Here is a 21285-nt window from a genome sequence, read left to right as displayed (position 1 = left end):
TAAACTTGAGGAGGGATAATCAGTTTACCGCGTGTATGATAATGAATTCGCCCGTTAATGCAAAGAAAAAACTATAGCGATTAAGCTGTTAGCTTATTTATTCGTCACTTTTTGTTGTTGAGCGAAACTTTTAATAAAATGAACGCCATCAATCATTAAAGGAAAATCAGCACTGACTGTGATCGGAGATTCTAATTCTCGAGAATAACTTTGAAAGTTACCATTTTGGTCGATAAAAACAGACTTATCTTTATTAAAAACTATCATGCCGTTATCCATAGTATTGGCGATCACACGGTCATTATTCACTTTAACCATATCTTTACCTGAACTGTATGAACTGGATGAAATATCACATGCTAACCAATGCTGCATTAACGTCGGTTGTATATCCATATGACTGGTTAAATGATGAATTTCTTGTTCTCTTTCATCAGGTAAAATAAACAAAGCGGGCTTAATGGTTAAACTAGTTTCCTCAGTTTTATTGCCAACAGAGCTAATCCAAACAATGTCTTTTTCTGTTTTATTTTTTTGAGAAAGTAATAGGGCATCGATAAACAATTCATATTGATAATGATCTGAAGCCGTAAAATAAAAAACATGTAAGCCATGGGTCAAATTATTGAGGCGTTGGCTTAACACTAAGCTCGAAATATCTTTTAAATGACTAACCTCATCAAAAAGCGGTTTGTAGTTCAACAAAGAACCAGGTAAATCAGACGAAACGTCTTTCAACTCATCGATAACGGTTAAAGAAGTCGTTAAATTATTGGCTGATAAAGCAGAAAAAAGTAACGGTTTTTTATTTTGCTTAATAACGCCTTGTTTATAGATAGAGGGCAAGCTATATAAGAGATTGAACCAAGCATCTTTTGGTAACGCGTTATCAATATGGTTGGTTAATTTTAGCTTTTTACTTGTTGCACGTCGCGCAAACTGACTAATTTGCTGATTATCTAATAACCGATCGGTTAACACTAAAATAGCTGATTGATTTACCTGTTTAATCGAGGCACATTGTTGGTTTAATTCAGGATAAGTAGGTAAAACATCAGTAAAAGATAAAGGACTCGTTTTACGGGCGATGTAATCCTCTTTGTCAAACATGCCATATTTAGTAAGTAGGGTTTTTGCTGTTGACGGATAAGATAAAGGCAAAATGGTATCTTGTCTTAAAATATCATAATTGAGATTAGCGTCAGCCCAAATATGTAATAAATGACTGATAAAAAACGCGGTTACTAATCCCATGACAATAAAACGAGCAAACACCGTTTTTTGTAATTGTCTTAAATGTTTCCAAGCGTAATTGCTCACCACCAATTGAAAAACAAGAATTGAGATAAACAATAAAACACTAACAAACCAAAAAACACGACTGTTATCAGCTATTTGGGTTTGTATTAACGCGATAATTTGATCGCTAGACGAGGCGTTTAAATGATAACCTAAACGTGAATATATAAAAGCATCAAGTAAAAGCAGTAATAGCCCTAAGGTAAATATTACCGAGGCGGAGCCCCTGATAAAACGTGTTTTAGGATAAATTAACGTTAGGGGAAATATAAGTAAAACAAAGCCAATAAAAGTTAAAAAGCTCATATGACTTAACCAAGTCATCACTAAATAAACTTTGCCTAATAAAGTTTCAGGACTCGCTTCGTTAAATAAATAGAAAGACGATAATAAAATTGAGGCAATAATATTAAAAAACGTAAACCAATGGCTCCAACTTACTAAAGGTAATAGCCGTTTACTGTATGTTGTAGAACCAAATGAAACCATGGATACGTATGTGCTCTTTTTATATTGTTATTAATTCAATAGCAGGGTACTGAATTATCTATTATATTGGTTTTATTAATTTTTTACTTTATAGACTGTTTTAACGCATTAGTAAAATTTTCTACCATCGCGGCTCTTTGGTTTTCAGGTACTTCATTATGAATAATGTCTGTAATAGTATTTCCTAAACACATTAAGGCAAGATCAGGCGTTACTTTTTCAGCAACAAGAACATTTAATAGCTCTTGGATAATTTTTTCTACACGTTCGTTCGAATACTTAGATACAATAGGCATATAATTTACTAAATAGCATTGGATAATTTGTCGTAAGTTTATCAAATGCGTTAACAATATAATACTGACCTTTAATTATGAGCTTAATTATTTCTAATATTGCACTACATTATTTATCGAAAAAAGAAGAAACAGGCGAAGTTTTGCTTCGTTTAGGGCCTGAATCGGTTGAAGTTACCCATAAAATAGAAAACTTTGTTGATGCCTTACACGGTATTTACAACAGCAAAGGCAGTAAAGCCTATGGCCATTTTGCTACCATTCCAGCTGAAGGTGACAAAGCACGCTTTGTTGATATCATGGAAAGTTACCTGTCAGAAGCGCAAGGGTTTCATGACTTTAGTTGCCAAGCCGGTAATTTATTAAAAAATGAACTAGAAAAATATGAGCTGGCTGAAACTGGCTATTTAGTGGTTTGTCATTATGAATATATGGGAGGTCGTTATTTACTTGCCGCTATTATTCCAATTTCAGAGCATTACTCGGTAGATGGCGAATTAAATATTTCTGCGGATCAACATTTAGACACGTCACGACTGCAATTAGCGGCACGTATTGATTTATTTGATTATCAGCAAAATGCTAACGGCAATAAATATATCTCTTTTATTAAAGGGCGTGCAGGTAGAAAAGTATCGGATTTCTTTTTAGAATTTTTAGGTTGTGAAGAAGGCTTAGACGCAAAAGAGCAAACTCAAACCTTAGTACAAGCGGTGGAAGATTTTGTTGCGGTTAATCAACTAGATGCCCAAGAAAAGCAAAAAACGCGAAAAGAGTTACTCAGCTATTGCAAAGAACAAAAAGAATCGGCACAAGATGTATCAATTAAAGAGCTAGGACACGTTATTGGTGAAGAAGGCAGTGAACAAGATTTTTATCAGTTTTGCCAAGACCAGTCTTATCCTATTGAAGAATCTTTTCCGCATGATCAAGCCGTAGTCAATAAAATCACGAAATATTCCGGCTTTGGTGCTGGTATCAGTTTAAGTTTCGAGCGCAGCCATTTCGGACAAGATGTTATCTATAATGCTGCAAATGAAAGTATTACGATTTATAAAGTGCCGCCAAATTTAAAAGAGCAATTATTGAGTTTATTACAAGCACAAGATAAACAAGATAAACAAAATGAAGAATTCTAAATAGTTCACTTTTACTTGAAAGGCTCATTGTGTAGCATTTCACATTGAATTGACCAAAGAAATAAACCAAAAATCAAACAGAATTACAGATAATTGAAAATAGGGTAAAAAATGACAACATTAACGATAACTCGTCCAGACGATTGGCATGTACATTTACGCGATGGTGATGCTTTAAAAACTACCGTTGCAGATATTAGCCGATATTTTGGTCGTGCCATTGTTATGCCAAACCTTGTTCCGCCAGTAACGAATGCTGAATTAGCGCAACGTTATCATCAACGAATTATGGCAGAAAAACCTGCGGCACAATTTCAGCCATTAATGGTGTTATACCTTACTGACAACACCACGGCAGAAGATATAAAACAGGCGAAAGCAAGTGGTATTGTATACGCAGCAAAATTATACCCAGCGGGTGCTACAACCAATTCGTCTTCAGGTGTTACTTCGATCGATAACATTGCTCAAGTATTAGCGGCAATGCAAGAAGTAGATATGCCATTGTTGATCCATGGCGAAGTAACCGATAATCATATCGATATTTTTGACCGTGAAGCGGTTTTTATTGACACAATTTTAAAACCGTTAGTGGCAAGTTACCCTAATTTAAAAGTGGTTTTAGAACATATCACCACAAAAAATGCGGTTGAATTTGTTCAACAGGCTGGTGAAAATGTAGCAGCGACTATTACGGTGCATCATTTACTTTATAACCGAAACCATATGTTAGTTGGCGGAATTCGCCCACACTATTTTTGTTTGCCGATCCTTAAACGCAACATTCACCAACAGGCATTAATTGCAGCGGCAACTAGTGGCTCAAGTAAGTTTTTCTTAGGTACCGATTCTGCGCCACATCCAAAACATGCTAAAGAATCGTCGTGTGGTTGTGCCGGTGCTTATACTGCACATGCTGCGATAGAGCTTTATGCCGAAGTATTTGAACAAGAAAATGCGTTAGATAAATTAGAAGGTTTTGCCAGTTTACATGGCCCGGCATTTTATAATCTACCCGTTAATAAGGATACAATCACATTAGAAAAAACGAGTTGGCACGTTCCTGAAACACTTAACTTTGGCGATGACGTTGTGGTGCCTATTCGTGCAAACGATACGATTGCTTGGCAAGTGAAAGAGTAAGGACAAAATATGCAACTTTTTGTAAATGACTTAACTGTAATCGATTTTTCTTATTGTTGTCCTCAACGAGGCATTGTGGGTGAAAGCTGGATAGTTGATGTTTTACTCGATGGCTCATTGAATGAAATGAGCATGGTATTAGATTTCGCGGTAGTGAAAAAGCAAATAAAAGCCATTATTGACGAAGCCGTTGATCATAAATTGTTATTACCGATAAATAACAAAATGATTGAATGTTCTAACTCAACAGAAAATGTAGATCATGAATTTGTTGATGTTTACACAGAGCGCGCTGATTATTTCTTGCAGTCACCCACATGTGCTTTTGCAAAAATAGCTGCCGAAGAAATTAATATAACTTCAGTAAATGAACATTTAACTGACATAATTTTGAAAGAGTTACCAACTAATGTGCAAGGGTTAACATTAACCTTACGTCCTGAAAATATTGCTGGTGATTATTATCATTACACGCATGGCTTAAAGTTGCATGATGGTAATTGTCAACGAATCGCCCATGGTCATCGCTCTAAAATTAACTTTTATATTAATGATGAACGATCAACAGATCTCGAACTTTTTTGGTGCCAACGTTGGGAAGATATATATATTGCATCAGAAGATGATCGCGTAGCTAAAGCTGACATTCAATTATCGGAGCAAGCAAAAAACAAATTGACTGATGCTCATCAGTATTTTTCATATACAGCTCCTCAAGGGCGGTTTGATATTGCGGTGGATGAAAAGGTTTTAGAAGTGGTAGATTGTGATTCAACCGTTGAATTATTAGCGGACTATATTGCCAGACAAATCAATAAACCTAAGCCAACGCAAACAATTAAAGTTATTGCTTATGAAGGAGTAGGGAAAGGAGCTATTGCCAGTGCATAAAAAAAACGTCTTCGCTCACTTATGTTTTATTACGAGTATTATTTTCAATAGTGCGCTTGTAAAAGCCGATAATATGCCATTTGAATTATCAGGAAATATAGCACAAGGAGGCTATGTTTTAGGTAAAACAAACGCTGATAATATAGTCAAACTTGATGGCAAAAAACTAACGGTGTCTGCTTCTGGCGATTTTGTTTTTGGTTTTAGCCGTGATGATAAACAAACTCATACCTTAACAATTACCGATGCAACAGGGAAAACATTTACTAGAATGCTTACCCCTAAAACACGTCAATATAATATACAACGCGTTGAAGGTATTGCTAAAAAGATTATGAAGCCAAACCCTGTGGCAATTGCTAGGGCAAAGAAAGACAGTAGCCAAGTGAAAGCGGCTCGCGCTAAGTTCAGTGAAAACGACGCATTTGCAAAAGGGTTTATTGCACCGATAAAAGGGACTATTACGGGGGTTTACGGTAGTCAGCGTTATTATAATGGTGTGCCGAAAAGCCCACATTATGGTTTAGATTATGCGGGTAAAACTGGCGATCCGGTAAAAGCTCCGGCTGATGGTACTGTTGTACTATATGTTGCAGATATGTTTTACTCTGGTGGCACTATGATCATTGATCACGGCCATGGCATCACATCAAGCTTTCTTCATTTAAGTGATGCATATGTTAATGTGGGTGATACCGTTACCCAAGGTGATATTGTTGCAGCTGTGGGTGCTAGTGGAAGAGCGACAGGACCACACTTAGATTGGCGCATTAATTGGTATCAAATGCGTTTAGATCCAAAGCTGGTTTTAGCTGCAAAACCGCTAAAATAACAACCGATAAGCGAGGTATTCATTGATGAAAAGACTGTTAAATAAACTATCCGTTATTGGTCTATTCTTGATTTCTTTTCACAGTGTATCTCAACAAGCTCCATTATCCGTAGGCTGGGAGTTATGGTACCCGTATCAATATCATAACTCTAAACAACAACTAACAGGGCTCGATTTAGATATTTTCAATGCCATCATCAAACAAGCAAATTTATCGGTTACCTATACCGAATTACCATGGAAACGCCATTTAAATTACATTAAAACCGGAGACATGGATCTAGCGATGGGGGCTTCTTATAGCAAAGACAGAGCGCAATACGCGGATTATTCCATTCCTTATCGACAAGAAACCGTAAAGTTATATGTTAAAAAAGGTCAGGTAAACAGTATTATTTTGAATAAACTGGCGGATTTAATATCAAGCCCTTACATGATAGGTGTTGAAGGGGGATATTATTACGGAAAAGATTATCAAGAGCTGATCAAACAATCTAAATTTCGCGCGCAAATTAACGAAGTAATAGACATAGAACAAAATGTACAATTACTGCTTAAAGGTCATATCGATGGTTTTTTAGTTGATCCGGTAACCATGAATGCTTTTGTCAATAAATACAAAATGCAAGGTGAATTCGAACAGCACCCGATCACCATTTACAGCGATGATATTTATATTATGATCAGTAAAAAACTAGCAGATAAAACCGTGTTAACTAAGATAAACAATGCCATTAAAACCTTAAGACAAAACGGAACACTCACTGAGATCATCAACGACTGGACTAAGCTGCAACATCAAGGGTAAACGCTCAATTACCTCCCAATACACGTCGCTCTTATTTGTATCACTATACCGATAGTTCACCAGTATAGTGAGAATTATTTTATAGACATTTTAATAACGCTTTATAAAAAATGTAAAAGTACGAACATTATCTTTACTGCATTACAGATAGCTAAATTTTTTGAAAACCTTGCCCAGCTGAAGATAAAGCGTTCGGGTTAATAAGTTGAAAAACATTAGCATCTAAATACTGATATATAGATGCCGATAAATTAGTTTTCTCATGTTGTATTTTCCACAATATTATTGCGCCAGCAGTGATTGGATCGTGTTGCACTTGATTATCTTTACAGGAAGTTCCGGCTGAGGGTTGTCCATCGGCATCGGCATGCGCGCTCTTTTCTTGCTTCTGATAAGAATTAAATTGCTCTATTGGTAAACATCGGTATTTTGCAATATCAACTTTTGAGGTGTTATTACAACAATCTCCCCGTATAGCGTGTCCTTGAGTATAAGAGTCTTGAATCAAATGTAGCAAAGCGCCGATCGCATTGTTTTTTATATTCCTTTCATTTAAATTAACATTACAAGTTACGATTTTAAACTTACAATGAAAAGCCAATGGTGTTGCTATTGTCCAAGGGGGCCCACTATCCAATTTACAGGGAAACCCATCTTTACCTTCGGGGATCATATAGTTAGCAATTGGGTTTTGTTTTTCTTTTTCACTAGACCAATATTCACAATAGTTTGACTTTATAAAGTCATTTTTATTTTCAATAATTAATGTTAAGTATTCAATCCATGACATAATTTTTGCTTTGGTTTCTTTTGCCTCAATATCATTTTTACTACTCATTGCATGTAAAAACTGAAACGGTCCATAATGTGAACTGCAGCGTAGACCTTGTACTAGGCCATTTACTTTATCGTTACAACCAACAATTCCCATATTCCATGACCAACGAATAAGTCCTATAGGATTTTTAAAGGATAACTCTTTAACAGGATCGTCAGGGAATCGCACGGCTTTAATCATTTCTTCTTGTGACAAAGTACCAATATGAATACTCGTTAAATCGATACCTTGATGCCAAGACGTAGGGCGGTTAGCACATGAAGTGGGTTGTTCACCTGAAGCCTGTGCACAATACATGGAATCAAGGCTCATCTGTTCATGGTACTCCCCTTTGAGCCAAATCGACCTAGCTTGAGTGGGTGTTGCAAAAATAACAAAAAGTAAACCCGAATAAATAACGCATTTTAATAACATTGAATTTCCTTATAAATTTATAGCTAAACTAAATTGAGTGACTACTAAGTCCAATGCTCATAGAACAGAACTTAATAGATTGAAGTTAAAGCTTTAAGAATTTGTTAGCGTTGTCATACATCATTGCTTTAAATTGAGCTTTGCTAATAATTCCTTCAGCCACTGCTTTTCTAAAGTTACTAACTGAATTACAAAGGTATGCATTTGAGCCTTTATCTTTTGAAATCATGTACCAATCAGAGCCATAAGTGATTTTATTAAATAGCGCTTGTCCGTAACGTTTAAATGTTACTAAATCAGACTTTAATGTTTGATAGTTTGCATACTCGTGATAACCAAAATCTGCATACACATGCTCATAATTTAGCATTAAGTCTAAAAAGCCTTTACGCCAATGCGACCCAATATTGCTACCTGTGTCGCCCATATGACCAAAATTAATCCGCATATCTTGGCGTTGATCTAATATTTCTTTCCAATATTTCGATGATGCGAGCTTTTCAGAGCCTGGCTGACCACCTTTTGAGTGAGTAGTATGTGATGTAACATAGCCCTTATAATCCTCTACGATATCGAATATTTTATTGATTCCTGAAAAAATAATATCTTTAGTTACCCCTTTACCACCGCATTGATAAGTTTTAACACCGCTCCTGAAATCTCCGGTAACTGAATAACCTATCGAAGGATAAAGCTTAACGCCTTTATATATACCTCTAGAAAGAGCGCCTTCGATGAGATCGCAATAATCATTATCATGAGCTGCTTTCCAAGGATTTACACCAAGTACTGGGATAGCATAACCATTGGTATGTTCGTATAACTTTTCATTGACCTTTATTTGATCAGCAATTGATGAGCTAGGTGTTCTACAATTTTTACCTAAGAAAAAATCAAAATCGCACCCTATATTCATTACATGCCTAACGCCTGTGCCTTCGAACAATGGACTTTTAGTATATCGATCATAGTATGCTTGGATATTAGTACTGCGCCGAACCAATACACGGCCAACAAAAGCAAAAATTCTAGAGAAAAAACCAGGATCAGAAGGGCAAGTTGCAAACGTTCGAAAGCCCTTAGTGAGTCCTTTTTGTTGTTCATACACACTATTAAAATTTACCGCGTTAAGTATTGTGTCTTTATCAAACTCAATCCTAGTGTTAGCGTCATATAGTTGTTTTTGTTGAGCTTGGAAACCACCAGATAATTCATTTGCTGATGCATTAAGTAGGTCGTCGAAACTCATGGATGGTTGGGTTTTATCAAATGAAAGTGATTTATTACGGTTTTCTTGTTGCACCACATCATAAAATTGACTTGAAACTTCTCCATATTCAATATCAGGTGCACAAGCACTTGAAGATGACAGCCAAATTAGCTCGGCATTGGCATGAATAAATTTTCTTTTACTTTCTAGTACACCAAAAATACCGTTTGCAATACGTGTTAATAATGCTCTGGTAAACTTGAACTTATTACCTAAAAAGTCATTAAGCACAGGGCCCATAACATACTCAACGGCAAGAAGATCCGTCGCATTAAAAAAGTGCGCGTGCATATCAATAACAGGGGTTAGTTTTAAAAAGTCTTGATCGGGTTTATCTAAATGATCAAATTTATAGTGTTTACAATACGAATCTCTACCAGTGAAAATAGAGCAAGAGGGTAACAAAGATGAGCCTAGTACTATAGATAGAGCCTTCAGCATCTGCCGGCGATTAAAGTCGTCCATGATATTGACCATTACTAGTAATTATAATTGTATAAAAATTAACCATAAGTCATATTTGGTAATTGTCAAATTACCGTTAATATAATACGCGAAATAACCGTAAAACTGAGGAAATAGTGTAAAAGGGCCTTCACATGCAAACAAACTAATGCGAATAATTATCAGACAAATAACCAATATTGACATTTTACCTATTGAGGTGTGATTCATTATGAGACATACTAACTTTGACTATTTGAATAATAAAAAGAAATTTCTACGATATGGACAATCAATTGGAAAAGTTAAGCTACGCTCAACAGCAGCGTCTCGCCTATATTGACTTTAAGTTGTTTTTTACCGGAAGCGTTACACGCTCCGAAATTGTCCAGCACTTCAAGCTTGGTGTTTCTGCCGCTACACGCGATATCAACCTCTATAAAGAGCATGCGCCAAAAAACATGGCGTATGACAACACGCAAAAGAAGTACTTTCTAACCAATAGCTTCAAGCCACTATTTACGCATGATGCTAAGCGCACGCTAGTTAAGCTTGCACATCAAATCTCTGATGGCTTTGATGCTATTGGTGATGTTGAGTTCCCAGTAGAGCAGCCAAGTCAGCTTAACGTTCCTGATATCAATGTTATCGCCAAACTTACCCAAGCGATGATTAACGGCAAAGCGGTAAGTGTCATCTATACCTCACTTTCAAGTGGCTCTGGAGCTCGTGAATTAGTACCACATACCATTGTAGATAATGGCCTTCGTTGGCATGTGCGAGCTTATGACAGAAAGAGTAATGCCTTTAGAGATTTTGTTTTAACACGCCTTGCCAAAGTAACGGTTATCAATAACGAGCCTGAAGTAAACGAGATTAAGCTGCAAGATGAACAGTGGAATACAATCATGCCACTAGAAATCGTTCCGCACCCTAAGAACGTTGAATACCCAACCGCCATTAAAATGGATTACGGTATGGAAAATGGCGTACTCAAATTAGATGTTAGAGCAGCAATGGCAGGTTATTTACTAAGGCGTTGGAACGTGGATTGTTCTGAAAGTGGCTCACTTTCAGGCCCTGAATATCAATTGTATTTGCAGAATAATAAAACATTATACGGTGCTGAAAACCTCGCTATTGCACCTGGTTATAAAGGATAGTAGGTTTTATAAATGGATGAGTTGTCTAGAAAGATTTTACAGGTCTTACAGTTAAAAAATGAGCAGACACTGAAAAGCCTGAGCAGAAATCTCGATATACCATTGGCTGTTGGGACTCATTATCTAAATACAAAGTTAAATGATCTAGTGTTTAAAAATGAGAAAGGCTATTTGGAGTTATTTGACAAATCATCAAACGGTTTTCAATGCAATAAAAAGGGAGTACCTCAAGATATGGATAATTCAACTAATACTCAGTTAAATGAGAACTTTGCATTTGATTCTTTGCAGACGATTCGAAATCGCTTATTAGACCTAACTGGCAGAAACCGGCTGTTAAACTTTAAACATGGTAGATCTGGTTTTATCCGAGTGATAGATGAAATGCCAGATCAGTTAGCTGAAAACATACTTGAAAGCCATAAGTTTACTTTTATACCAATTGATGAACCTTTGCGAGAGGAATTAATTGAGCATGGATATATCGTTATTGATGATGATGGCCAAGAGGTAAAAGTAAAAGCTGATCCAAGTGCTAAAGAATGGGCAAAAGTCAAAGGGTTCAATACAAACTATGAGCTGCCATTAAGTGTCAAATCTAAAGATTCAAAGCATAACGATACCAATATCCAATCTCTTCTTTATCCACGAGAGCTAGAAGCACAATTACGTAATATTCGAACCAAGGCAAACACCGCAATTGAAGAAACTGGCGCAAATATCCTTTATTTAGCATTTGGTTTTCTTGAGTGGTTTGAAGATGAAAATTCAAGCGTAACTAGGCAGGCTCCACTGTATTTAATACCGGTTAAGATTGATAGAGCTTCATTAAATAAAGAGCTTGGTACATATACTTATACTATTGAATACACCGGCGAAGATATAATTTCAAACCTATCTTTGAGAGAAAAACTTAAGCATGATTTTCATCTTGAACTACCTGAATTAACGGAAGACGTTTTACCAGAAGAATACTTGAAGAACGTTGAAAGCCAGTTTTCAAGACATAAACCTCAATGGAAAGTTAAGCGATTTTCTACTCTATCTATGTTCGATTTCGGCAAGTTATTAATGTACTTGGATTTAGATCCTGCACGTTGGCCTCAAGGTGCGAGCAACATTCAAAACCACTCAATTCTTCAAAAGTTTTTTGCTAAACAAGGTATAGATGATGGTAATGGAAGTAACACAAGTTTCGGTGAAGAATATCTAATAGATAAGCTTGATGAAGTACATAACCAATATCCATTAATAGATGATGCAGATAGCTCTCAGCACAGTGCGTTGGTTGATGCTATTCAGGGCAAAGATTTAGTTATCGAAGGGCCACCAGGGTCTGGTAAATCTCAAACTATAACTAATTTAATAGCAGCAGCTATCTCTCAAGGCAAAAAAGTACTATTTGTAGCTGAAAAAATGGCTGCACTTCAAGTTGTAAAATCTAGACTATCTAGAGCTGGTTTAGGTGATTTTTGTTTAGAATTACACAGTCATAAAACACAGAAAAAGCAAGTATATGAAAATATAGCCAAGCGAATAAACAACCAAGATGATTATCGTTATCCGTCATCAATTGATATTGATATCCAAATGTATGAAGAGAAAAAAGAAGCATTAACTCGTTATGCTAATTTGATCAACAGCACATGGAAAAACACCGGGAGAACAATTCATCAAATCTTTTCTACAGCAACACGCTATCGTGAAGAATTCGCAAATATTTCACTAGAAGATATTAAGCCTGATCATATTAATGGCCAAAGCTTCGATGAAATATCATCAAGAAGAACTACCGATGAACTTAAAAAATATGCTGATGTGTTTGATGAGGTAAAAAAACAATTTGGCTCAGAAGCGGAGTTATCAGACCATCCTTGGTTTGGTGTCTACAATAAATCTATTCAGCTATTTGATTGTGATGATGTATGCAAGCTCCTAGTTGGTTGGAATAGTACTATTGCTGAATTAGAACAATCAGTTAAGCCATTTAATGAACAGCTCAACAGCGATGTTGTGAATGATATTAGTTCATTGAAACAAGTATTAGCTGACAGTAACAAGATACCTAAATTAAAAGGCACAGAACACCTACAGGCTCTAAGCTTAATTACACCTCAGAAAGCTAATGAATTAACCGAATATATTAAGCAATATAAAGCGATATCTAAGTTGTTAGAATCGCTGGAAGAGTTATTCGAAATAACTATTTTAAACGAAGGTGAAAACCTAGAACGCTTTACAAAATCAAATAACAATTTACAAAAAGAGTGTAAAAGCCTCGAATTAAAACTTACTAATGTTTTTCAACAGTTACAGCTACTTAAAACATTAAGAGACGTAAGTCTTTCGCTTTCTGATGATTTAAAAACACTAACAGAACAAGATAGCAGTTTATCTGATTTATTATCTCCATCGCACAATGGCTTTTTAGAATGTAAGCAGTACTTTGAACATATTAACGCCCTCGATATAACGCTGATATCTAGAAGACATGAACTATTTGATAATGAACTTTTAGACCAGCACCTAGGCAATTTAGAAGAGCTTCTTCCTAAAATTCAACCTTTACACAAGAGTTTAGAGCAACACTTTAACCTAGAAAATTTACCTACAGCAAATGAACTAAAAGAAATTGATAGCATTATGAAAAATGCAGGGATTTTCTGTTGGTTTAGTGGTGAGTGGCGTGCAGCTAAATCTAAACTGCTTATGTACGCGAAAGGGTTGAAGCCTAAAGTTAAAAAGTTAGCTCCACTAATTGCTAGTTTAACTTCGTATCGAGAGCTGATAGATCAATTAAACAAGGAACCTGCATACCAAACTTTGCTACAACATGAGTTTAAAGGGATTGATACACCAATAGCTGAACTCATCAGTCTTAGAGCCTGGTATAAAGATGTTCGAGGCTCATACGGCGTAGGCTTTGGTAAAAAAGTGTCTTTTGCTAATTCATTATTCTCTATCGAAAGTGAATTGTTTAAAGGGGTAAAGCACTTAGCAGCATCAAAATCACTTGCCGAATTTGAACAGTTTTCTCAATTGTTTCCTCAACTTGAAAATGTTTTCTCGCATCCATTATTTGCTGACAAAAACACAGATTTATCAGCAGACGTTGGTATTTCATCGTTTGTTGACGAACTAGAAAACGATATTAAAACCCTACAATCACTTTCAAAGAAAGACTTTACCTTAAGTCAGTTAACAAAATGTATTGAACAAATTTCATCTTTAGTTAATGCAGAGCATACGCTTGATGAAAATGATATTGCGAAGGAGTTATTTGATGAAAGCACCCAACTATCAATTAGAAATGATTCTAGAGCACAACTAATAAAAATAGAATCTACATTAGAACTAGGTAGAGCAATTAATTTGCTCGAATCAGAGCCATTAAAAGAATACTTATTAAATAATGTTAGTAGTGAAGCGCTCTTGTTAATTACCTCGAATTTAGACAGTCTTTCAGTTGCGTTTAATAACTATCAGCAAACGTTACAAGAACTCTCTAATAAGGTTGATTTAGATGAGAATGCTTGGTTTAAAGGTACAAATGGTAAATTTACACGCTTGCAAGAACGCAATAATAAAGCGATTAGCCAACCTCGTTGGTTAAGCACTTGGGTAGATTTTATAAGAATAAGATCATCTTTGTCAGATAAAGGATTAGAGAATTTATTACGTTACACCGAAACCGGTGCTTTAGATTTAGAAAACATTGAACAAATCTATGTTTACTCCGTATTTGATATTCTTGCGAGAGAAATAATAAATGAAAACCAAGAGTTAGCTTATTTTTCAGGGGCTGACCAAAATGCAATTCGTAAACAATTTAGAGAATACGACAATAAGCTAAAAACATTACAACAAGAAAAAATAGCGTATCAAGTAGCGCAAACCGGAATAAAAAATACTGTTTCAGGCGTTTCAAGCGGCAAAGTCGGTTCATATACTGAAATGGGACTTATCAACCATCAGGTGAACTTAAAAACTCGCCATGCACCTATAAGACAGCTAGTTAGAAGAGCCAGTAAATCTTTAGTGGCTTTAAAACCTTGCTTCATGATGGGGCCGCACTCAGTAGCTCAATACCTAGCACCTGGTCAATTAGAATTTGACTTAGTAGTTATGGATGAAGCATCACAAATTAAACCTCAAGACGCTTTAGGTACTATTGCTAGGGGTAAACAGTTAGTTGTTGTTGGTGATCCAAAGCAATTACCACCAACTAGCTTTTTTGATAAAGCAGTTGATAACGATGATGAAGATACCACAGCTATAGAGCAATCAGAAAGCATCCTCGATGTTTCTTTCCCAATGTTCAATGCTCGTCGTTTACGTTGGCATTATCGCTCACGCCACGAAAGCTTAATTGCCTTTTCAAACCAAGAGTTTTACGACAGTAACTTAGTGGTATTCCCATCACCATCAAGTAAAAGTGATGAATTTGGTATCAAGTTTACCCACGTAAAAAGTGGTCGCTTTGTAAATCAGCATAACATTGAAGAAGCTAAAGTCATTGCAGAAGCAGTGAGAAACCATTTATTGCATCGCCCACATGAATCATTAGGTGTGGTTGCTATGAGTTCAAAACAGCGAGAGCAAATAGAGCGCTGTGTGGAAGAGCTATCTAAAGATGACCCTCAATTTAGAGATGCTTTGGCGGATAACGCTAATACAGATGAAGCATTATTCCTTAAAAACCTTGAAAATGTGCAAGGTGATGAAAGAGACGTTATTTATATTTCATGCACCTACGGTCCACAAGAAGCAGGTGCTGCACAAATGCCTCAGCGTTTTGGCCCAATTAATTCTGCCGCAGGTGGCAGACGCTTAAACGTATTATTTACACGTTCTAAAAAACGCATGCATGTTTTCAGCTCAATGACCGAAGGCCATATTGTAGCCTCAGAAACATCGAGCCCTGGTGTCCAAGCGCTGAAAAGCTTTTTAAGTTTTGCTCAAACAGGCAAGCTTCAACAGCAAAAGCATACAGGCAAACAGCCTGATAGCGATTTCGAAATTTCCGTGATGAACGCCCTAAAACTTGAAGGGTTCAACTGTGTGCCACAAGTAGGAGTAGCAGGTTACTTTATTGACTTAGCTGTTCAAGACCCTGGTCAACCAGGACGCTATTTAATGGGCGTCGAATGTGATGGGGCAACTTATCATTCGGCTAAATCTGCACGTGATAGAGACAGATTACGTCAGTCGGTATTAGAAGGTTTAGGCTGGAAGATTAAGCGAATATGGTCAACTGATTGGTTCAAAAACCCACAAGCTCAATTAAAGCCTATTATTGAAGCATTACATCAGCTAAAAACAGAAGTACCTGAACATGCAGAGATAGAATCTGAAGTAGAAGAAATTGAAAACGTTGTCGAGCATGAGAACCAAGTACTACATGAGCTAGATAAGTTTATTCAAACAGATGATTTATTAGAGATAAAACTTCAAAAGTTTGTTGAGGAAGTTATCCCTACTAACGATGGAGTGCCGTTAGCAAGTAGATTGCTAAGGCCAGCTATGATCGCAGCTTTATGTGAATTTAAGCCTATTTCTAAAAGTGAATTCCTAGAGGTTATTCCGCCATATTTGCGCTCAGCCACATCGACAGCGCATGGTAAATACCTTGAGCAAGTGTTGAATATTATTGCGGAAGATGAAGAAGAACAACCTAACGTGTAATTAATAACAAATTAAATATGCGATGTTACTAAAAGATTTAGAGCACCGCTTAAAATTGAATTAAAGGTAAAATTTATGGCAACCGCCAAAAGTAAAAAAAGTACGACCCAAAAAAACACTAATTTTGAAGAAACCTTATGGGATACCGCTAATAAACTGCGTGGTAGTGTTGAGTCGTCTGAATACAAGCATGTGGTATTAAGCCTTATCTTCCTAAAATTTATCAGTGATAAGTTTGAAGATAAACGCCAAGCCTTGATTGATGGTGGTATGGGCGACTTTGTAGACCAAGTTGAGTTCTATATGCAAGACAACGTGTTCTACCTGCCTGAAGAAGCTCGTTGGTCGTTTATTAAAAAGAACATGAAGCAAGACGACATTGCGGTAAAAATTGATACGGCATTGCACACGGTTGAAAAGAATAACCCATCGTTAAAAGGCGCATTGCCAGAAAACTACTTTAGCCGTTTAGGGCTTGTTACCAGTAAGCTCGCGTCACTTATCGATACTATTAATAACATCGACACAGCCGCTAGCGAATGTGAAATGACCGAAGAAGATTTAGTCGGTCGAGTATACGAATATTTTTTAGGTAAGTTTGCCTCAAGCGAAGGCAAAGGCGGTGGTGAATTCTATACGCCAAAATCTGTCGTTGCGTTAATTGCTGAAATGATTGAGCCATTTAAAGGTAAAATTTACGACCCATGTTGTGGTTCTGGCGGTATGTTTGTCCAGTCGTTAAAGTTTATCGACAGCCACAAAGGCAACCGTAAAGACATTTCAATTTACGGCCAAGAATACACCAATACCACCTATAAACTAGCCAAAATGAACTTAGCGGTTCGCGGTATTTCAGGTAATTTAGGTGAAGTGGCTGGTGATAGTTTCTTTAAAGATCAGCATCCTGATTTAAAAGCCGATTTCATCATGGCAAACCCGCCGTTTAACCAAAAGCAATGGCGTGGTGATAGCGAATTAGTAGACGATGGCCGTTGGGCTGGTTTTGATGTACCACCAACAGGTAATGCTAACTATGCGTGGATCATGCACATGATCTCAAAGCTTAGTGAAAATGGCACCGCAGGTTTTGTACTGGCCAATGGCTCAATGAGTTCAAATACCGGTGGCGAAGGTGCTATTCGCCAAAAAATCATCGAGCAAGATTTAGTTGATTGTATGATCGCCTTACCGGGGCAGCTTTTCTACACCACACAAATTCCGGTGTGTTTATGGTTTATCACCAAGAATAAGAAAAAAGATTCTGAAAGAGGTTATCGTAATCGTGAAGGTGAAACGCTATTTATTGATGCCCGTGAAATCGGCACTATGGTCAGCCGTGTACATAAAGAGCTAACCACTGAGGATATCGCTGATATTGCTCGCACTTACCATGCATGGCGAGGCGAGAAGAAAGATGCCGATGGCAACGAGTTAGAAAGCTATGAAGATAAAGCTGGTTACAGTAAATCTGCATCACTTGAAGAGATTAAAGCGAATGATTTTGTATTAACACCAGGTCGTTACGTTGGTGCAGCTGAAATTGAGGACGATGGCATTCCCTTCGAAGTGAAAATGAAAGAGCTAAGCCAAACTTTATACAGCCAAATGGAACAAGCAGCAGAATTAGATAAAGCTATTCGCCAAAACTTGGAGGTGCTGGGTTATGCTCGTTAGTCTTGGTGAACACTGCAACTTCTTAGGTGGTTTTGCTTTCAAAAGCCAAGACCTTAAAGATCCTGAAGGGATACCTGTTATTAAGATTAAGAATGTTAATAACAAAGTTGTAAAAATGAATGATGTTCAATTTTTCTCTGAAGAGAAAATGAACGAAAAGTTAAATAAGTTCTTGCTAGCTGATGGCGATGTCCTAATTGCAATGACAGGTCAAGGAAGTGTCGGTAGGGTTGGACGTTTCAGAAACCTTAATAATAAAAAAGTTTTGCTTAATCAACGCGTAGGTAAATTTGTACCTAAACAGTCTCTTGATTTAGGTTATTTGTATTACATACTTTCTTCAGAAAAATATGAAAAGATACTGTTCAACGCTGCAAGTGGTTCAGGTCAACCTAATTTAAGCCCTGATATTATCAAGTCTATTAAAATTCCTTATTTGCCAATAGATGAACAAATCAAGGTCTCAAAGGTTTTAGGTGCTTTGGATGATAAAATTGCGCTAAATCAGAAGTCCAATCAAACCCTTGAACAAATGGCGCAAGCGTTATTTAAAAGCTGGTTTGTTGATTTTGACCCGGTTTTTGACAATGCCCTTGCTAGCGGTATGTCGGTTAACGACTTCCCAGAAGCTTTGCAGAAAAAAGCCGAACAGCGTCAGCAAGTACAGCAACAAATTGCTAATGGTGAGCTAGACGCTAGACCATTACCCGAAGACATCCAACAACTATTCCCGAGTGAATTTGAACAAAGCGATGAGCCCTCAATCGGCATCAACGGTTGGATACCCAAAGGGTGGGAAATTTCTGATTTAGCAGAAATAACAACTGAATTGCGTCGTGGAATTTCGCCTAAATATACCGAAGAAGGTGGTATTCAAGTAATCAATCAAAAATGTATAAGAAATCATGAAATTAATTTCTCTTTGTGTAGAAGAAATAACCCCGAATTGAGAAAGGTTGCTGGTAGAGAGTTATTGATTGGTGATGTACTGGTAAATTCAACTGGTGTTGGCACCCTAGGTAGAGTTGCCCAAGTTCATAGTTTACCAGAACCAACGATCGTTGATTCACATGTTACAGTTGTTCGCCCTAATGTTGAAAAAATATTAGCTTATACCTTTGGACAGCTTATGTTAGCAAACGAGCGGAGTATAGAAGCTCTAGGGGAAGGAAGTACAGGACAAACAGAACTTAGTCGTAAGATCTTGTCTGAGCAAAAAGTGGTTCTTCCTCCAGTCAATCTAGCAACCAAGATCGAAGATACATTTAAGTCATATGCAGATAAACAGGTAAATAACCGTGTTCAAATAGCTTCTCTTGAAAAAACAAGAGACACTCTACTACCTAAACTGATCTCTGGTGAATTAACTATACCAACAGCAAAGGATTGTGCATGAGTCGAATATATGGTGATACAGACGGTAAAAGAGCTTTGTATGAAGCGCTTACACGTTATAACTACTTTCCAAACCAGAGAGCGAATGTTGGTGAGTTACCGCCCAGCATTACAACTAGGCAATACACCCCCGAAATTGCAGAAGAATTAGCCGCAGTGGCAGATGTCGGTGATAGACGAGGTGGGGGCTATGATCTTGTTGAATATAAAGCTACGAGATACAACAATGTCCCTAGAGTACTTGGGCTCATTCATCCTAAATCATATGCATTGTTAGCAAAGTGTATTCACGATAACTGGAACATATTGCAATCAGTTACTGGCAATGACAATAGTATTGTAAAGCCTGAATTGCATGAAGAAGATAAACGCTTAATGGTGATGAATTATGAAGAACCTATGGCGAAAGTTTCGCGTTCTCATCAAAAAGGGTTTGCTAAGCGTTTTCGAGTTCAAGCTGATATAGCTAATTGTTTTAATAGTATTTATTCGCATGCCATTCCATGGGCTGCGGTGGGCATTCCACAAGCTAAAGCACAAAAGAATGATCGGCAAGCTTGGTTTAATCAACTTGATATGTATCAGCGGAAAACTAAGCGTAATGAAACTCAAGGTATTCCAATCGGCTCAGCAACGTCTAGCGTAGTTGTAGAGCTCATTTTAGGCTGTGTTGATAAAATATTGAACGACAAAGGGTATGAGTTTTACCGTTATATTGATGACTACACTTGTTATTGTGATAGTGATGAAGAAGCGCAGCGATTTTTACAGGATTTAGGGGATGAATTAGCAACCTATAAGCTTACTTTAAATCTCAAAAAAACAATTGTTGAAGACTTACCAAGTGGAGTCGAAGATACTTGGGTGTTAGAGCTTAGGGGTGCTTTACCTAGTCGTTTACAAAATGCTGGAGAAAATGAACCCAAGCTAACAGCAACTGAAGTTTTAACTTTTATTAATAGAGCAATCGAAGTTAATAAATTAACACCTGACGGCAGCGTATTAAAATATGCTGTTTCTCTTGTTTTATCTCACTTAGATGATAATGCTGCTTTTTGGTTAATAGAGCCATTATTAAATCTAGCCTGGCACTTTCCTGTATTACTTCCGCTATTAGATTTGATTCTAACTAATGAGCAAATAGATCCTGCTAATTATCGTACTCAATTAATCGAAATAATTAGAGTTAACGCAGATAAAAGACGTTCAGACGGCATGGCTTGGCCACTTCATTCATTATTAAGAGCTGGAGCTATTGTTGAAGATGAACTTGCAGAAAAAGTTATAGCAAGTAAAGATTGCGTTTCTATTTGTCTCTTACTAGAAATGGGCGTTCACGAGCAGAAAGTCGTTGCGTTTGTTAATAGCTGGCTTCAACTAGCAAGTGATTATGACAAAGATAATTATTGGTTACTGCTTTATCAGTTGTATTTTAAAGGGGTTCTAGGGATTTTCCCCTCTAAAGTAACATAAATCGCCACAACCCTCGCAGTTAATGGCTTGTG

14 protein-coding genes are annotated in these 21285 nt (G+C 36.9%); 10 read left to right on the top strand and 4 right to left on the bottom strand.

Annotated features, from left to right (window positions below):
• Positions 1-93: 93 nt before the first annotated feature.
• Both RM573_RS00230 and RM573_RS00225 read right to left on the bottom strand, forming a co-directional pair.
• Entirely contained in the window at positions 94-1788 is a 1695-nt protein-coding gene (locus tag RM573_RS00230; protein WP_311575445.1) for a DUF3413 domain-containing protein, read from the bottom strand.
• 83 nt (positions 1789-1871) lie between these two features.
• Positions 1872-2084 carry a YejL family protein gene (locus tag RM573_RS00225; protein WP_311575440.1) on the bottom strand — a complete coding sequence of 71 codons (213 nt, stop codon included), beginning with the start codon at positions 2082-2084 and terminating at the stop codon, positions 1872-1874.
• Positions 2085-2161: 77 nt separating this feature from the next.
• Here RM573_RS00225 and yejK point away from each other — a divergent pair, with 77 nt between their 5' ends.
• From yejK to RM573_RS00200, 5 genes are all read left to right on the top strand, one after another.
• Positions 2162-3223: a nucleoid-associated protein YejK gene (gene yejK, locus RM573_RS00220; protein WP_311575437.1), complete on the top strand. Its 1062-nt coding sequence runs from the start codon at positions 2162-2164 to the stop codon at positions 3221-3223.
• 111 nt (positions 3224-3334) lie between these two features.
• Entirely contained in the window at positions 3335-4366 is a 1032-nt protein-coding gene (gene pyrC, locus RM573_RS00215) for a dihydroorotase (RefSeq protein WP_311575433.1), read from the top strand.
• A 9-nt stretch (positions 4367-4375) separates the two neighbouring features.
• Positions 4376-5257, top strand: coding sequence for a 6-carboxytetrahydropterin synthase (locus RM573_RS00210; RefSeq protein WP_311575429.1), 882 nt, complete (start codon positions 4376-4378; stop codon positions 5255-5257).
• Positions 5250-6089 (top strand): M23 family metallopeptidase, encoded by an 840-nt coding sequence (locus RM573_RS00205; protein ID WP_311575425.1) that lies wholly within the window; start codon positions 5250-5252, stop codon positions 6087-6089. The genes RM573_RS00210 and RM573_RS00205 overlap by 8 nt, the downstream gene beginning before the upstream one ends.
• 25 nt (positions 6090-6114) lie before the next feature.
• Positions 6115-6897 (top strand): substrate-binding periplasmic protein, encoded by a 783-nt coding sequence (locus RM573_RS00200; protein ID WP_311575421.1) that lies wholly within the window; start codon positions 6115-6117, stop codon positions 6895-6897.
• 151 nt (positions 6898-7048) lie between these two features.
• On the opposite strand, the gene RM573_RS00195 is transcribed toward RM573_RS00200, so the two are convergent.
• Together RM573_RS00195 and RM573_RS00190 are read right to left on the bottom strand one after the other, a co-directional pair.
• On the bottom strand, positions 7049-8149 hold the full coding sequence (locus tag RM573_RS00195; RefSeq protein WP_311575417.1) for a hypothetical protein: 1101 nt from the start codon (positions 8147-8149) through the stop codon (positions 7049-7051).
• 85 nt (positions 8150-8234) lie between these two features.
• Positions 8235-9884, bottom strand: coding sequence for an amidohydrolase family protein (locus RM573_RS00190; RefSeq protein WP_311575414.1), 1650 nt, complete (start codon positions 9882-9884; stop codon positions 8235-8237).
• A gap of 263 nt (positions 9885-10147) precedes the next feature.
• Between RM573_RS00190 and RM573_RS00185 the strand changes: the two genes are divergently transcribed.
• From RM573_RS00185 to drt4, 5 genes are all read left to right on the top strand, one after another.
• Positions 10148-11026 carry a BrxR family transcriptional regulator gene (locus RM573_RS00185; protein ID WP_311575409.1) on the top strand — a complete coding sequence of 293 codons (879 nt, stop codon included), beginning with the start codon at positions 10148-10150 and terminating at the stop codon, positions 11024-11026.
• A 234-nt stretch (positions 11027-11260) separates the two neighbouring features.
• On the top strand, positions 11261-16711 hold the full coding sequence (gene hhe, locus RM573_RS00180; protein ID WP_311575404.1) for a DUF4011 domain-containing anti-phage protein Hhe: 5451 nt from the start codon (positions 11261-11263) through the stop codon (positions 16709-16711).
• A gap of 75 nt (positions 16712-16786) precedes the next feature.
• Positions 16787-18385 (top strand): type I restriction-modification system subunit M, encoded by a 1599-nt coding sequence (locus RM573_RS00175; protein ID WP_311575399.1) that lies wholly within the window; start codon positions 16787-16789, stop codon positions 18383-18385.
• The gene (locus RM573_RS00170) at positions 18375-19781 is read left to right on the top strand and encodes a restriction endonuclease subunit S (RefSeq protein ID WP_311575395.1); all 1407 of its coding nucleotides are present in this window, start codon (positions 18375-18377) and stop codon (positions 19779-19781) included. The genes RM573_RS00175 and RM573_RS00170 overlap by 11 nt, the downstream gene beginning before the upstream one ends.
• Positions 19778-21253 (top strand): antiviral reverse transcriptase Drt4, encoded by a 1476-nt coding sequence (gene drt4 / locus RM573_RS00165; protein WP_311575391.1) that lies wholly within the window; start codon positions 19778-19780, stop codon positions 21251-21253. The genes RM573_RS00170 and drt4 overlap by 4 nt, the downstream gene beginning before the upstream one ends.
• The last annotated feature ends 32 nt before the right edge of the window (positions 21254-21285 follow it).

The sequence above is a fragment of the Thalassotalea castellviae genome (assembly GCF_031846185.1).
GTDB classification, from domain to species: Bacteria; Pseudomonadota; Gammaproteobacteria; order Enterobacterales; family Alteromonadaceae; genus Thalassotalea_H; species Thalassotalea_H castellviae.
Note: the sequence above shows the minus strand (reverse complement) of the source record. Positions and strands in the feature narration are given on the sequence as shown.

Excerpts from the sequence above, each read along its gene's own strand:
- drt4 (WP_311575391.1), top strand. The coding sequence starts at position 19,778 with ATGAGTCGAATATATGGTGATACAGACGGTAAAAGAGCTTTGTATGAA.
- RM573_RS00185 (WP_311575409.1), top strand. The coding sequence starts at position 10,148 with ATGGACAATCAATTGGAAAAGTTAAGCTACGCTCAACAGCAGCGTCTC.
- RM573_RS00175 (WP_311575399.1), top strand. The coding sequence starts at position 16,787 with ATGGCAACCGCCAAAAGTAAAAAAAGTACGACCCAAAAAAACACTAAT.
- RM573_RS00225 (WP_311575440.1), bottom strand. The coding sequence starts at position 2,084 with ATGCCTATTGTATCTAAGTATTCGAACGAACGTGTAGAAAAAATTATC.
- RM573_RS00190 (WP_311575414.1), bottom strand. The coding sequence starts at position 9,884 with ATGGACGACTTTAATCGCCGGCAGATGCTGAAGGCTCTATCTATAGTA.
- RM573_RS00230 (WP_311575445.1), bottom strand. The coding sequence starts at position 1,788 with ATGGTTTCATTTGGTTCTACAACATACAGTAAACGGCTATTACCTTTA.
- RM573_RS00195 (WP_311575417.1), bottom strand. The coding sequence starts at position 8,149 with ATGTTATTAAAATGCGTTATTTATTCGGGTTTACTTTTTGTTATTTTT.
- hhe (WP_311575404.1), top strand. The coding sequence starts at position 11,261 with ATGGATAATTCAACTAATACTCAGTTAAATGAGAACTTTGCATTTGAT.
- RM573_RS00210 (WP_311575429.1), top strand. The coding sequence starts at position 4,376 with ATGCAACTTTTTGTAAATGACTTAACTGTAATCGATTTTTCTTATTGT.
- yejK (WP_311575437.1), top strand. The coding sequence starts at position 2,162 with ATGAGCTTAATTATTTCTAATATTGCACTACATTATTTATCGAAAAAA.
- RM573_RS00170 (WP_311575395.1), top strand. The coding sequence starts at position 18,375 with ATGCTCGTTAGTCTTGGTGAACACTGCAACTTCTTAGGTGGTTTTGCT.
- RM573_RS00200 (WP_311575421.1), top strand. The coding sequence starts at position 6,115 with ATGAAAAGACTGTTAAATAAACTATCCGTTATTGGTCTATTCTTGATT.
- pyrC (WP_311575433.1), top strand. The coding sequence starts at position 3,335 with ATGACAACATTAACGATAACTCGTCCAGACGATTGGCATGTACATTTA.